This is a genomic window from Acinetobacter sp. A3 (assembly GCF_012371415.1).
Taxonomy (GTDB): Bacteria; Pseudomonadota; Gammaproteobacteria; order Pseudomonadales; family Moraxellaceae; genus Acinetobacter.
The window spans coordinates 69,615-85,019 of sequence record NZ_JAAZQW010000002.1; the positions used below are offsets into that span (position 1 = coordinate 69,615).

At 43.4% G+C, this 15,405-nt stretch carries 9 protein-coding genes; 3 read left to right on the plus strand and 6 right to left on the minus strand.

Going from position 1 to position 15,405, the window contains the following annotated elements; genetic code table 11:
• Positions 1-29 precede the first annotated feature (29 nt).
• From HHA42_RS01525 to HHA42_RS01545, 5 genes are all read right to left on the minus strand, one after another.
• Positions 30-1,109, minus strand: a complete 1,080-nt coding sequence (locus tag HHA42_RS01525) for a patatin-like phospholipase family protein (RefSeq protein ID WP_168525205.1) — start codon at positions 1,107-1,109, stop codon at positions 30-32.
• A gap of 193 nt (positions 1,110-1,302) precedes the next feature.
• Positions 1,303-2,922, minus strand: a complete 1,620-nt coding sequence (locus HHA42_RS01530) for an AarF/UbiB family protein (RefSeq protein WP_168460409.1) — start codon at positions 2,920-2,922, stop codon at positions 1,303-1,305.
• Positions 2,923-2,935: 13 nt separating this feature from the next.
• Positions 2,936-3,631: a hypothetical protein gene (locus HHA42_RS01535; protein WP_168460408.1), complete on the minus strand. Its 696-nt coding sequence runs from the start codon at positions 3,629-3,631 to the stop codon at positions 2,936-2,938.
• A gap of 11 nt (positions 3,632-3,642) precedes the next feature.
• Positions 3,643-4,587, minus strand: coding sequence for a bifunctional demethylmenaquinone methyltransferase/2-methoxy-6-polyprenyl-1,4-benzoquinol methylase UbiE (gene ubiE / locus HHA42_RS01540; RefSeq protein ID WP_168460407.1), 945 nt, complete (start codon positions 4,585-4,587; stop codon positions 3,643-3,645).
• Between the two features lie 219 nt (positions 4,588-4,806).
• Entirely contained in the window at positions 4,807-5,514 is a 708-nt protein-coding gene (locus HHA42_RS01545) for a hypothetical protein (protein ID WP_168525207.1), read from the minus strand.
• A gap of 191 nt (positions 5,515-5,705) precedes the next feature.
• Here HHA42_RS01545 and HHA42_RS01550 point away from each other — a divergent pair, with 191 nt between their 5' ends.
• Positions 5,706-7,124, plus strand: coding sequence for a phosphate--AMP phosphotransferase (locus tag HHA42_RS01550; protein WP_168417563.1), 1,419 nt, complete (start codon positions 5,706-5,708; stop codon positions 7,122-7,124).
• A 63-nt stretch (positions 7,125-7,187) separates the two neighbouring features.
• Here the strand turns inward: HHA42_RS01550 and HHA42_RS01555 are convergent, their stop codons facing one another.
• The gene (locus tag HHA42_RS01555; RefSeq protein WP_168417628.1) at positions 7,188-7,694 is read right to left on the minus strand and encodes a hypothetical protein; all 507 of its coding nucleotides are present in this window, start codon (positions 7,692-7,694) and stop codon (positions 7,188-7,190) included.
• A gap of 206 nt (positions 7,695-7,900) precedes the next feature.
• Here HHA42_RS01555 and HHA42_RS01560 point away from each other — a divergent pair, with 206 nt between their 5' ends.
• Both HHA42_RS01560 and HHA42_RS01565 read left to right on the plus strand, forming a co-directional pair.
• Positions 7,901-11,629: an exodeoxyribonuclease V subunit gamma gene (locus HHA42_RS01560; protein ID WP_168525209.1), complete on the plus strand. Its 3,729-nt coding sequence runs from the start codon at positions 7,901-7,903 to the stop codon at positions 11,627-11,629.
• A complete protein-coding gene (locus HHA42_RS01565; RefSeq protein WP_168525211.1) occupies positions 11,626-15,396 on the plus strand; it encodes a UvrD-helicase domain-containing protein in 3,771 nt (1,256 codons plus the stop codon). The genes HHA42_RS01560 and HHA42_RS01565 overlap by 4 nt, the downstream gene beginning before the upstream one ends.
• Positions 15,397-15,405 lie beyond the last annotated feature (9 nt).

A 15,405-nucleotide genomic window follows, 5' to 3' on the forward strand; every position in this document is an offset into this window, starting at 1 on the left:
ACCTAAATTATCTTGCTAGATTTATGCTGTCAAAGCGTTTGCATAAACTGCGGGAAGTTTTGTTTTTCCACCATTTCCAAGAATTCATCGCCCAAACGTTGGCTTTCCGCTACGGACTGTTTCCATAAGCGAATTCGCTGCGCTTGATCTAGACCTTTTAAAGTGAAGTCTTTACGATCTGGCAAACGGCCTAAAGGCAGGCTGCTCAAATATTCTGCCGAAGGTGATAGTAAAAGTGTCCGTGCCTGATTTTCAGGATTGGCCTTGCGGTTTTTCAACATTTTATCGAACCAGCCCGGGGTGATGCTGTCAGTAAAGTGTGGATACAGCACGATGCCCTGACTCTGGTATGGCAAATCTAAGTGGTAGTCAATCAAGCCACCATCCCGATAACTGCCCACTGGCGCATCAGGAATGTCACGAATAGCAGACATCACCCCTGGAATAGACGCTGAGGCGAGTAGCCACGGTGCGACATTTTGCTCATTTAGGGCTTGGTAATGGGTGACAAAATCATCCTCAACCATAAACTGTTGCCCTTGCGCAGGTTGGCTGATGACCCGTTGCATAAACAAGCGGTTGTATTTACGTGCAATGGCATTGCTACCAATAATTCCTGCCACAGAAGCGAGCAAAGGTAAGGCTTGGTCACTTTGGAAAATATGCTGAGCTTTGACTGAAATGACTGTCAGGTGATAGTCAGGGTGGTTAATCAGTTGTTGTTGCTGTCCTTGAATCAGTTCAAACAGCATGTTCTGACAAATATCAGCCACCTCTTGGCGTGACATTTTTTTATGAAAATATAGGTTGGTGTATAAATCGGACAGGCGCTCAGTACCTTGTTTTGCACCCCAAGCCAAAATACTGGCAAAGCGCCAGCTACCAATGGAAGAACCGACAACAGTACGGCGTTTAGGGGATTGGGCAAAAAACTCACCAAAAATTGCTTGATCTAGCCCTTGTATGCCAATGCCTTTGGGGCCACCTGCTGCACCAGGAATAATATCAACCTGTTGGGCGTGTAAACCTTCTTGTTCAATCAGTTGGCGGGCCAAATGTCCTGCACGGATACTGAGGGCAGGGGCACGTTTATGCAAAATCTGAGTCATGCTTAATCTATAACGCTACAAATGTGCATTAATTGTAGTCGTGGAGATTTTTGCAGCAATGGCGAGAGGCATCACTTGGTGACTGATCAGTCATAGAGCTGTTTGTGGTGATGCTGATATTTAGAGGATAAAAAATCCTGCTTTTAAAGCAGGATTTTAAATATTGATGATCTGCTGATCAAACAATGTAACTTTATTTGACTACGCGCCAAACCGCCAAAAAGCTTGCTAAGGCAATCAACACAATAGACACATACCACGGTGCAATAATTGCAATGGATAGGAAAATGGCCATGATGCTGCCAAAAATCCAACTGCGTTTTTGCTGATGTTCCATTTGCAAGCGCATGCTTTGTAATTCATGCAATTGTTTAGAATGCCACGCTGACTGGTTTTTAAGTCCATTTAAACTGTCAATCATTAAACTTGGCAAGTCTTGCGCACCCAACAGCAGGTCAGGAATTTGCTGACCAATTTCTTTGACATTTTTGACAGGATTCATATTGGCTTTAATCCAGTCGGTCAAAATTGGTTTTGCCAGTTTCCAAATATCCAGTTCAGGGTATAAGTCTGTTCCCAAGCCCTCAACATGTACCAAAGTTTTAAGTAGCAGCATCAATTGCGGTGGAATTTCCAAATGGAAACGGCGTGCAATATCCATGACTTGAATCAGGATGCCTGCAAAGTCCAATTCGTGCATTGGTTTAGACACCATTGGCCCGACAGTACGGCGCATTTCACGGGCTAAGGCATCTTGATCTGTGCCTGGTGGAATCCAACCTGCCTGATGTACTACTTGAATCAACTGCATGAAGTTGCTGTTCATGACTGCAAGTAGCATGCGCGCCACAGTCATTTGGTCATGCTTGGACAACTCCCCCATAATGGCACAATCCAGGGCAATAAAACGCGGATTGTTGGGATTAATGGTTTCCACAAAGACGTTGCCTGGGTGCATGTCGGCATGGAAAAAGTTGTCACGGAACACTTGGGTAAAGAAAATGGTTAGGCCTTTTTCAGCCAAATCGGCACGATCCATGCCCAAACGGTCAAAGGTTGCTGTGTCGGAAATTGGCACACCAGTAATGCGCTCTGCCACCATGACATCTTTACTGTCCATATAGACTTCAGGCACGTACATCATGCTTGAGCCTGTAAAGTAGTGGCGCATGCGGCGAGTATTGTCTGCTTCTAAGGTCAAATCCAGTTCATTTAGAATAATTTGACGATAGTCCTGAATAATTTCAGACAAATGCAAAGCGCGTGCAGCTTCTAGGCGTTTTTCTAGTGCAGCACCTAGCCATTCCAGAATTTCAAAATCTTGCAAAATTTGCTGGCGAATATCGGGGCGGGTGACTTTCACCACCACTTCACGGCCATCATGCAAAGCCGCTGTATGTACTTGTGCAATGGATGCTGCTGCTAAAGGCTGCTCATCAAAACGGGCAAATAGGGTGTTGATGTCTGCCTTGAGTGATTGCTGAATCCGCATTTGTGCCACATCAGAACCAAAAGGTTTGACACGGTCTTGCAGCAAGACCAATTGCTGTAAAACTTCAGGTGGAATCAGGTCACGACGAGTAGACAACAACTGACCAAGTTTAATAGCCAGTGGCCCCATTTCTTCTAGGGCTTCTTTGAGCTTAAGCGGGTTTTTACGCTCTTTACTTGACCATGCCGCAGGGTGCATGCGAATCAAACTCAGCGCATGTCGAGCCTTTTCTGGTAGTTCTTCCGCAGGAAACAACGTGTCGAGTCTATAGTGCGCGGCAATGCGCCAAAGTTCGAGTAAACGTGAAACGTGCGGAATCATAAAGACTTATTTCCTAGGGCTGAGTGGAGTTTGAAGTATCAGAAGCCGTTTCTGGCATTGCATCAAGCTGCGCCTGTAGCTGTTGAATTTTAGCTTCAGCGCGGTCTAAGTTTTGCTGGAAAATGCGAGTGTCTTGTTGCAAGTCATCCATTTGCCAGCGTGGGGCAAATAGACCACTGTCTTCTTTTAAGGCATCTTCAGCAAAAAATAAATGGCTGTGCAGGCTGCGTTTTAAATGTTTCGGTGCAAGCTGAATTTTACCAATTTCATGCGCCAATGCAGGGCCAATCCAAGGGCTTAAATGCGCTGCCAAGTCTGGTTCGGCCTGTTGCATAATACGCTGAATATCTTGCAACAGATGATAGTCACCTTGCAGTGGAATATTGCCCACTTCATCTGACAGCAACAGTTTGAGCAATTGCACCACATTCTTCACATGCAGCGTTGCCGTGGCAGCACTGATATTTTCGGCTTGATCAAAAGGACGTTGTTCAAAAATAGATGCACGCTCACTGTGACCTGTTACAGTTGGTTCTAAACGGACTTTATTGTCGTCAAAAAACACATCTACCGAAAGTTGTGGTGAGTCGAGCACTACACGTAACATTTTGCCGTGCAGTTGGTTGAGCTGGATGCGAGTAATTGCATCCAAATCAATAATATGGTGAATGAGTCGTTCTACAGCACCAAGGGCAAGAATAGACCACATTGTGCGCCGCCTTAGAGTTTAAAACCACGGTGAACGGCAACAATACCACCCGTAAGATTGTGGTAGTCACAGTTTTGGAAACCTGCTTGTTCCATCATACCTTTTAAGGTGCGTTGGTCTGGGTGCATACGAATAGACTCTGCTAAGTATTTATAGCTTTCAGAATCGTTCGCAACAATTTTACCCATGATTGGCAGTGCAGTGAATGAATATAAGTCGTACAGCTTAGAGAATGGCTCAAAGACGGGTTTAGAGAATTCTAGAATTAATAAACGGCCACCTGGCTTAAGTACACGGTACATTGCGGCTAAGGCTGCATCTTTATCGGTCACGTTGCGCAAACCAAAAGAAATCGTGAGCAAGTCAAAGCTGTTGTCTTCAAAAGGTTCTAAAGTTTCGGCATTGGCCAGTACAAAATCGACATTGGTACAACCCGCATCAATCAGACGGTCACGCCCCACATTTAACATAGATTCGTTAATATCTGAGAGGACGACATGACCTGTAGGGCCAACTTCACGACTGAATACTTTGGCTAAATCACCTGTGCCACCCGCAATATCCAGTACACGCTGACCACGGCGTACACCTGACATATTAATCGCAAAGCGCTTCCATAAACGGTGAATACCAAATGACATTAAGTCATTCATAATGTCGTATTTGCTGGCAACCGAATGGAAGACTTCTGCGACTTTTTGAGCTTTATCTTCACTGCTCACAGTTTGATAACCAAAGTGTGTGGTCGGGCCAACATTGCCTGTATTGGCACCACGTGGCAAATTATATTTTGGCACTGCACCTGTCACAGAGGTGTCCGTTAATTTTTGTTCTAAAGATTGTTGCTGACCTTGTGGAGCGCCTTGTGGTAGAGGCTCTGTTAAGAATGGACTCACTTTGTCTGTTGGTTGTGCCGACTCGGGAGTAGCGGTAGGCATTTGATTTTCATTCGACATTGGAGTCACTCCTCAGATAAAAAGGCTTAAGGCTGCAGTGTATGCATGATGACAGATTCTAAGCACTTGTACAGTAATCATCATGCAATTGTTATGAATAATATACAGAAAAAATCAAATAGTGCGCTAGCCATGCGCGGAATTGTTGGCTATTTCACAGAATAAGCAATCCTCTGCTTGAGCTGACAGATAGCTTAAAGATCAACTGAGTAAACATGCCTACGATTGAAAGGGATGTAAGTCACCTGCATGGACTTTGGCAATAATCTCGCGTTCTGTGGCTGTGAATTGTTTCACAAACTTTTCTGCAGATTTGAGGGGTTTCATGGCTAAGAAACCATCTTGCATAAATTCATACATGATTTGAAAACTGTATTTTTGAGCTGCACCCTTGCACATTTTAAATGCGGTATATACCACAAAAGAACGCATGTATTTATCTAGATTTTTACCCAGCTCATCAAGCATGGTTAATTGTTTTAAGCGAGCTTCGCCTTGATCGAGCTTTAAATAAGTCAAACGCATCATTTCATCATTTAAGGGCATATTTTCAGGATAGTCCTGTAGCAACTGCGCTGCGACCTGTTCATCAAGCTGTACCGCAAGAATGGCTAGACTCACACCAGATGTGCCAGTTTTAATCGCATTTTCAGGAATGATTTTTTCAGCCTTATGTGCATATTTGAGCAGTCGTGCAATTTGACCTGCCAAAGCGTCAAAATCGGGGCCGCCGTATAAACGGTTTAAAAAGTAGTCTGCCATTAATACATTCTGTTTTTCTGCAAACTGCTGGGCGTGAGTACGCTGCATACGCTGTTTTTGCCATGCTTGCACATCTTGTAAGCGTTGAAATAAAACAGGATTTTTATGATATTTAAATTGATAATACAGTTCTAACAGCTCATCTAAAGCAGCAAGTTTAGACATAGGATGTCTCATTATTGTCTTGAATAGGCAAATCTTAAAGTGAGTTCGACTTTGGAGCTATGACAAATTACACACAATTCAGAAAGCAACGAGTCAGTGTGTTGAATTTATAAACAAAAACCTGATAAAAACTGTTAAAAAATGAGTCGATATTCGTATACTGATAAAATAACACAAGAACAGAGCAGATGATGTCAAAAGCAAATACTGAATTTAAACTCATGGAAGAAGAACAACTTTCAGTCGAGCTGATTGAAGCACAATATGCCTTAAAAAATACCAAAGGTGAAAAGAACGCCAAAAGTTTGCTGATTTTGGTGAGCGGTATTGAGTTGGCGGGTAAAGGTGAGTCGGTTAAACAATTAAGAGAATGGGTTGACCCACGCTATTTACGTGTAAAAGCCGATGCACCGCATCCGTTTAATCCTAAACAGGCACTGTGGCAGCCTTATGCACGTTTTATCCCTGCCGAAGGTCAAATGATGGTGATGTTTGGCAATTGGTACAGCGACTTGTTAAGTACCGCTATGCATGTGTCTAAGCAAATTGATGACACCATGTTCGACAACTATGTTGAGAAAATGCGGGCCTTTGAAGAAGATTTAAAAAATAACCATGTTGATGTGATTAAAATTTGGTTTGATCTGTCATGGAAATCATTGCAAAAACGCTTGGATGATATGGAGCCGAGCGAAGTGCATTGGCACAAATTACATGGCTTAGACTGGCGTAATAAAAAGCAATATGACAGCTTGCAAAAACTGCGTCAGCGTTTTACTGACGACTGGATCATGATTGATTGTGAAGATGAAACCGTACGTGATCAGCAGTTTGCACAACATATTTTACGTGCACTGAAACATTGTCCTACACATCCGACCAGCTCTGGCATTACTTGGCAGCCTGCAGAAATTCCTGAAGTTTTATTGAATCCTGTATCTGAGGCGGTGGCAGATGATGAATATAAAGCTGAATTAAAAAAACTCACGAAAAAAGTGGCAGATGCACTGCGTTTTGATAATCGTAACGTCAGTATTGTATTTGAAGGGATGGATGCCGCAGGTAAGGGCGGTGCCATTAAACGCATTGTGAAAAAACTGGATCCACGCGAATACGAAATTTATACCATTAGTGCGCCAGAAGCCTTTGAAATCAGTCGCCCGTATTTATGGCGTTTCTGGACTAAGATTCTGCCCGAAGAGAAAATTAACATTTTTGATCGTTCTTGGTATGGGCGTGTTTTGGTCGAGCGGGTGGAAGGCTTAATCAGTCCGTTGGAATGGCAACGTGCCTATGATGAAATTAACCGTTTTGAAAAAGATTTAAATGATCATCAAACGGTGGTGATTAAGTTTTGGCTGGCGATTGATAAAGACGAACAAGAACAGCGTTTTAAGGCGCGTCAAGAAACTGCACACAAACGCTTTAAAATTACCGATGAAGACTGGCGTAACCGTGGTCGTTGGGATGACTATTTGGTGGCTGCGGCAGATATGCTGCAACGTACCAGTACGGAATATGCACCGTGGTACGTTATTCCAAGCAATGACAAAAATGCAGCTCGTCTAGAAATTTTAAGAACCATTTTAAAACAACTCAAGGCAGATTAATCTGCCTTGGCGTGAATGTTCGTATGAGTGTTTAAATGAAGTCGAAATTAGTTTTGGAGCAGCTTAAGCATTCACAACTTTGGCTTGTTTGAGCTGAATGCTTTTGGCCAGTTTGTAGCTTTCTTCAACATGGGTTTCGGCAATTTTTTTCATAATAAAATAACCCAAACCTGCTGCCACCATTTGTCCACCCAGTGGAATAAACTTGGTAACTTGTTTGGTGATGTACTTGGCTGCAACATTATTCAGAGATTTTTTCACTGCGGTACGTGCCACGACTAAACCTGAAAATTCAACGCCACGTTTACGCAATTCGCTCCAGTGCACTTTTCGGGTTTCTGGGTCGTAAACACTGACTTGCTCAGGTGATAATCCAAAGCGTGCATTAATTTCGGGAATCAGTTGCGACAAGATGCCAACGTCAATCACGACATCTAAAAAAGGGACTGGAATCACGGCTGCGCCTGCAGAAAAATAGGCACGTTTTTTGACCAGTTCTAGGCATTCTGCACGAATCATTTCCAAATCTAAGCTTGGATCAATCGAATCTGGGACGGTATCTCTTTTTATCATATATATAACTCTAAAATGGCACCTAATGTTTTGCTATTTGCTATCATTAAGCTACTTTATTCAAAGCATTTTTTGAATCAAGTCATGAATGAAAATATGCTTTTAAGGTGGCATAGCGTGTTGTGAAAGTATAGTAAATAATCTTTATTCTTTTGTTGTATTTAGCATTTTATTCATTTTTAAAAAATAAGGAATAAGTATTTATGGCGATTCATGTCATACAAAGTCAGCGTATAGAAGTTTTGCTTGAAAAGATGCTGAACAGCATACGTCAGCCGACATTGAATCCCTTACAGGTACTTAAAACCCAGCATTTTATTGTGCCTTCGGTTGCTGTAGCAACGTGGCTGACTGAAAAGATTGCTGAACAACAGGGCATTAGTGCCAATACTCAGTTTCATCATCGTATTCGGGCGTTTCAGTGGGCAGCTTATCAGGCAGTACTGGAAGATAAAGACCGTGTAAGGCAGGCGAATATTCCACGTATTGTGATGCAGTGGCGTGTATTCTATGACTTACAGCCTTGGATCCAACATGAACAGAACCCATTAGAAACTGAGCATGCTTTATACCGTTTAATTCAGCGAATTTATGACAGTGCAGCATCACTACAGTCGGACTCAGAGCGGCAGCTAAAAAAACAAAATATGCTGTACTGGGTGGCAGACAAAGTGTCGCGCTTGTTCAGTAACTACATGGCTTATCGTGGCTTTTGCCAAAAAGGCTGTGCAGGAACCTGCCAATGTCAAAGTAATTGGCTGTCGATTTGGGGGCAGCAGCAACATCTGGATTTAAAGCAGCAGATTTATGTCCCTAAAAGCTTTGATACTGAAGAAGAGAAACAGGCGGCCTTAGCGCTTGCAGCATTTACGCAGGAGCAGGCAGAAGAATTAGAACAGTGGCAAAGCTGGTTGTGGTCGCATATTTTTCATGCCGATTTTGAAAATATGCAGGAGATTGATCGGCAATTTTGGCAGGCCTTGGGCACACCTGAAAACCCAAATTCTTGTATCAATAAGCTTCCTCAGCAACTGGTGATTTTTACTGTCTTGGATTTGCCGCCGAGCCAGTTATATTTTATGCGCCGTTTAGCGCAGTATATGGATATTTTTATTCTGCATTACAACCCATCGCAAGAATACTGGGCCGATATGGTCGATCCAAAATGGAAGTTACGGGTCGATGCACGTATTAAAGACCGCTTTGTTCGTGAGATGGAAAAACAGAACAAGACCGTGAGCGATGATGACATTGCGGCGTATATTGAAAAATATAATGGGCATTTTAATGCCGATATGCGTGAATCACACCATCCGCTGCTGACACGATTTGGCAAACAGGCACGGGACCATTTTTCATTGCTTTCGGTTTTGTCGAGTGGTGAGGAAGGCGAATGGGTAGATGAGTTCCATGAACAATATCCTCAACATTTATTGGGCAAAATTCAGTCCGATGTATTGAATTTAGAAGTGCCTGCAGCACAGTCGTATTGCTTAGACCCTGAAGATGATTCCATCGAAATTCATGTTTGTCATTCGAGTTTGCGTCAGCTGGAAGTTCTAAAAGATCGCTTAATTGCATGGCTAGGCCAAGATGATAGCCGTCAAGCCAGTGATATTTTGGTGCTTAGTCCGAAACTGAAAGAACAAGAGTCGTTAATTCGGAGTGTCTTCGCTGCACCGCCAAGCGAGCGCGATTTATATCAGAAAGGGCAGCAAAAAGGCCAACAGAGTCAAGCGGGACTCGCACATCAACTCAGTCAAGACAGTGTCTATTTGCCCATTCAAATAGCAGGGATTAGCTCCCTTGATATTCACAATGCTTGGCGTGCAGTCACTGGGCGGATCACTTTGGTTCAGGGACGCTTTAGTTTTGAAGAGTTTAGTGACTGGCTCAGTTTGGCCGCCACGCAGCAGCGTTATGCGTTGAACTTAAATCATATTGAACGTATGAATACGCTATTGTCTGAAGCGGGGTTTAAGCGAGGTTTAGATGCAGAACATTTGCGCCGTAGTTTGAGCGCAGGCGATCAGGATTACAGATTTACCCTCAAATTTGCTTTAGACCGTTTGGCTTTAGGGGTAGCCGTCCCTGAACATTGCGTGGTCAATCAGACCTTAAGTTATGCCGATGTACAGCCCGATGATTTTGAGCTGGTCTTCAAACTTGTACAAATTTATCAAGATTTTGCGGCACGCCGTGACTGGTTAATTCAGCATGAATTGGGTCAGTCAGAAACGGTAGAGTTCTGGCTGAAACAACTGATGCAAGATGTCAGTGAGTTTCAGGATGCAGGTGTAGATGTACTAGCCTCGGTCTTTGGTTTGGTGCAAAAGCATGACCGTATGCTGACTTTGGCCAGTTATTTTGATGAGCAATCGGGACATGACATCCGTCATTTAAGCTTACCCTTAGACTATATTTTGCAAGAAATAACAGCGCAGCTTGAAACACAACTCGAGCAAGCCAGTCCATCGGGGGCGATTACTTTTAGTCAAATTGGTGCGATACGCCCACTGCCTTATAAACTGATTGTGATGTTGAATTTGGACAATGGTGTATTTCCAAGTCGTGATCAGCAACTGCCTTTTGATTTGATGCAGTTGTTGAAGCCTCAGCTTGGAGATCGTTCACGGCTAGATGATGATCAAGGCGCTTTTTTAGACAGTGTTTTGCTGGCTCAGGACAGTGTTTGGCTGTTCTATAACGGCTTTGATGTGAGCGATGGCGAGGTGCGTGATCCCTCTGTGGTGGTACAGGAATTTGTACAGCATCTGGCTTTTATTGTGAAACATCCCGAAGGTGAAGTTTCTAAAAATATCAAAGTGCAAGGTGTTGATATTCCAGTGCAGTTGCTGCCAATTTATCACTTGCATAGCTTACAGCCTTTCGATCAGCAGCGTTTTGCCGAAAGCCGTGAAATTCGCTTTAAAGACCAGTGGTATCGGGTGGCCAAACAAATGCAGCAGGGTACTACACCGCGTGAAGCATGGTTTTGTGAATATCCATCATTGCCACAAGATGTGGTGGTGCTAGACAGTACGCAGTGGATTAAAGATGTTTGTTTCCCTGCCCGTGCCTATTTAAAAGCCATTGGTGTGAATAATCTAAAGTCAGATACAGCTGCGCTCAATCAAGAACCGTTGATTTTAAATGGTTTGGAAAAATACGCTGTGCGAGACTTTTTACTTAAGTACGGCACACAAGAAGCAAAAAGTTTATTGCAAGATACTTTGCCTGTAGGCAAAACCCTGAATGCCACTTTTAAAACTGGGGTGCAGGAGCAGCAATATTTACGTGATGTTTTAATGCAATATGCAGAACAAGAAACCTTGACCACTCAGCAGGTCTGGAAAATGACTCCGCAAGTGCACATCCGCATTCAGGTACCTGCAACGACAACCACCCGTTGGTGTAACGTGGTCGCTTCACGGGCAACGCCACAGCGCTATGCACATGTTTGGTTGGAATATTTGTTGTGGGTAGCATATCAAAATACTGCGCAGCAGGACTTGGAACGGATCGTGGTCTGTAAAGATGATGTGATCCATTTTGCTGGGGTGAATGCCGCACAGGCACAAGATTATTTAGCGATGTGGATGGAGTTTTGGGCACAGGCACAGCAATATCCTGTGTTGCTGCCTGCTGCTTTGGTTCTAAAAATGAATGATAAAAAAGAATTTGAAATTGAGTGGGATGATACAGACTTCGAACAGGTTTTGAATATAGAGAGCTTTGCCAAATATTGGCAGGGCGGAGCTCGGGGGGGCTTTATTGACGAAAGTGAAAAAAATCACCCTGACTGGGCCTTTATTTTTCAAGACAGTGAAACTGAGCCATTGTTGATTCAGGCATTTCAGCAGCATAGCTATCGGTTGTATCAGCCTATTACCCAACAGCGCCAAATTGCGAATCAGGGAGAGTCAGCATGAATACATCCACCACATTTCCAATTTGCTATGACCCGATTCAAGAAATGCAATTTAAAGGCTTGCACTGGATTGAGGCTTCTGCGGGTACAGGTAAAACTTATACCTTGTCCAGTTTAATGGTGCGAATTTTTCTTAAGGATTATTTGCCGAATCAGGTGATTGCCACAACATTTACCCGTGCTGCTGCGGCTGAACTAAAAAGTCGAATTCGTGCTCGCTTACAGGAAACCAAACAATATTTTGATGCGTGTTTAGATTTATCTCAGCCAGAAATCTTAAAGAAAATTGAGCAAGAACAAGACCCTTTGCTTAAGCATGTGTTGCAGGAGCATCATCTAAAAGTAGATTACGCCAGTTCACGTTTGCAATTGGTGATTGCGCAATTAGACGAGTTGTTTGTGGGTACCTTAGACAGCTTTAGCCAAAAAATGTTGCGAGAATTTGCATTTGAAAGTGGCAAAATTGAACGTGCCGATATTACCGACCAAGCTTCGGTTTATACAGAACAATTGGTACATGATGTGTTGCGGGAATGGATTCAGGCACAACCTCAGCATGTTGTGGACTATATGCTGTTATGTGGGCGCTTAAAATCGGCAACTGAATATGTGGGTTTAGTGGGTACAAGTTTGAATTTTGCATCTGCAAAAATTCAGGGGATTGAGCAAGTACAACTGGAAGTGCAAGATTTAGAAGTCGCCTTGCAGCATTTAGCCACAATAGATCTCACTCAAATTGAAGAATTAAAAGAATATTATGATGGTCAATACAGCTTTAATTTTTCCCATTATGTCGCGGGCAGTGACAAGAAAAAATTACATCCACTATTTACTGTCACGTTGCCCAAACTGATTGAAATGCTGCAGCACAATCCGTTAGAGCAGTATTTTAATCTGCATTTAAGCGATGGGTTTAACGAAGTTCTTGGGTTGTATCTCACTTCTGAAGGTAAGCCAAGATCGGCAATTTTTAATAAAGCCAAAGCACCGTGTACCCAAGACGTGCAGGATGCCTTTTTTGACCATCCAGTGATTCGTAAAATTAAAGCGGTGGCGGATGCCAAACTGCAATTTGAAAGCCAGATAGATTTGGTGGATACCAACTTAAAATTTTATTTGGTACAACAAGTCAAACAGCGCTTACCACAGTTGTTGCAGCAAAAAGGTGAAACCACCTTTGCGCAACAAATTCGCACTTTGGCAGAAGCTTTACATGGTGAGCGCGGACAGCGTTTTGCACAATTTGTACATACACGTTATCCACTAATTTTGGTGGATGAATTTCAGGATACCAACCAAGATCAAGATGACATGCTCTCGCAAATTTGGCGTAATCCAAAATGGTATGCACGGGGCTGTATGATCATGGTGGGTGACCCCAAACAGGCGATTTATGGCTTCCGTGGCGGCGATATGCTGACCTATAACAATGCCCGTGATGATGTACTGAAAAAACAGGGACGCATTTATTCCCTCAGACAAAATCATCGTTCTGTCAAAGAATTGGTAAGCGTGGTGGATGAGTTATTCCAACGTCATACCAATTTTGGTGAGCAGGTGACGTATCATCCGGTTATTGCGGGTTCACGGCCTCATCCTGCTTTAATCGATCGGCAGCAGGCCAACCCTGCACCGCTTCGGTGGATCACCGTTGCACATGATCAAGATGAATCTATTCAAATTGCTTGGAAAATTCGTGATTTATTAAATCAGGGGATTTCAGGCCAGTTATATTTTGACCATCCTACAGACAAGCTTGCATTACAGGCCGATGATATTGCGATTTTATCCACCAGTCATAAATTACTGGATCAAGTGCAATATGAGCTGGAGCGTATTGGTATTCGGGTAAATCGGAGCAGTAAGCGCAGTGTTTTTAGAGGATTTTTAGCGCAAGATGTGGCGGCAATTTTAACGGCAATTTTACATCCTTTTGATGAAGCGAAAGTAAAGCGTGCCTTACTGACTCGTTTGCTGGGCTATAACCTGCAGCAGTTAATTGAACTTGAGCAACAAGGCTTGGGGCAGTTTATATATGACTTCGACTGTATTCGTGAAATGTGGGTCAATAAAGGCTTTTTAACCGCTTGGAGTTACTGCCTGAACTTATTTAAAGTTTGGGAGAATCTGGTGGCAAAGCAGAGCTTTGACAATGAACGGCATGTGGTGAATTTACGTCATTTAACTGAGTTGCTTAGTCGGCAGAGTGAGCGTCATCAAGGCGCTTACATGCTGTATTACTGGTATTTGCAGCAGGTTGAATCACCTGGAGAACGTGACTGGGAAGTTGAACGAAAGCTATCGAACGCGGCAGGTGTAAAGCTGATGACCATTCACCAGTCCAAGGGACTTGAGTTTAAAGTGGTCTTTTTAATGTCAGCAGATCAGCCGCCAAAACCTGATAAGTCTGCTTTGGTGTTTGCAACGCAGGAAGAGCAAGGCATAGAGCAACGTGTCATTGCCATTAAACATAAAGACATGGATGCAACAGCAATGCAGCAGCATCGTGAGCGTCGTTTAGCCGAGCTGAATCGCTTGTGGTATGTGGCATTAACCCGAGCCAGTTATCGGGTCTATGCGATGTTAAAACAGCCTAAACCTAATGAAGATGCCAAAAGTAAGAAGCCGTCTGCACCTAAAGCGGACGGATTAAATGTCTGGCGTTTAAAAGCATCGGTGTGCTCACAGACTCAGCAAATTGCAGCGCAATTCAGTACTGAGGAAGCACCTATGTTGAATTTACCTCAGGCATTGGAATTACAACAAATACAAGATGTTGTGATTGAGGCCGCAGACTTTCCAGTGCGCCGTTTTTACCCACGCACAAAAACCAGTTTTAGTGGTTTGGCACAGCATCTGCCGAGTACAAGCCCTCGGGATAGCTTGGTGGTGATGGCTGAGGCGCAGGCAGCGGCAGCGGATGAAATCAATCAAGAACCTGTTGAGGCGATTGAGCTTGCGCAGCCGATCGCATGGATTAAAGCCAATTTTCAGCGTGGCACTCAGGCGGGTAGTTTTTTACATAAACTATTTGAATATATTGATTTTCAGGCCAGTCGAGACCGCATTGCAGACGAAGTGAAACGCCGTTTTCATAATGATAAAGAGTTTAACTCTGATGTGTTATTGGCCGATTTGGTTGCCAAGCTTCACCAAGCTGATGTGCAGAATACCGTGCAGGAAGCCGAAGTATTTGAGCTAATGACCGATTGGCTGATGCAGGTTTTGCACACACCATTGCATCAAGACTTTTGTCTGTCTGCATTGGCTGTAGATGGCTATTTGTCTGAGTTTCCATTTTATTTGGCTATGGCAGACCAACGCTTATTGTTACCCGCCATTCAACAATTATTTAACGATGCAGAGCGGCCTATTCAGGGCTTAAACGAGGCCAACAGCGCTCGTTACCTGACAGGTTCGATTGACTTGGTGTATTTCGATGGTCAGCGCTATCACATTGCGGACTATAAAAGTAACTATTTAGGTGCAGATCAGCAGGATTATGCCTTGAGTTATATTGAAAATAATATGACTCAGTCTAGTTACTGGCTGCAAGCAGGACTGTACTTGGTGGCCTTACATCGTTATTTGGGCAGCAACATGCAGGGTTATGATATTTATCAACACTTGGGTGGCGCCAGCTATTTGTACTTGCGCGGCATGAATGGTGAGGTAGGACAAGGCGTATGCCATTGGCAACCTGAAGCAGATTTTATTCTGCAATTGGATGAAACATTAGGTTACTTTGACCTTAAAAAATCAAACTAAGCCTGTTCT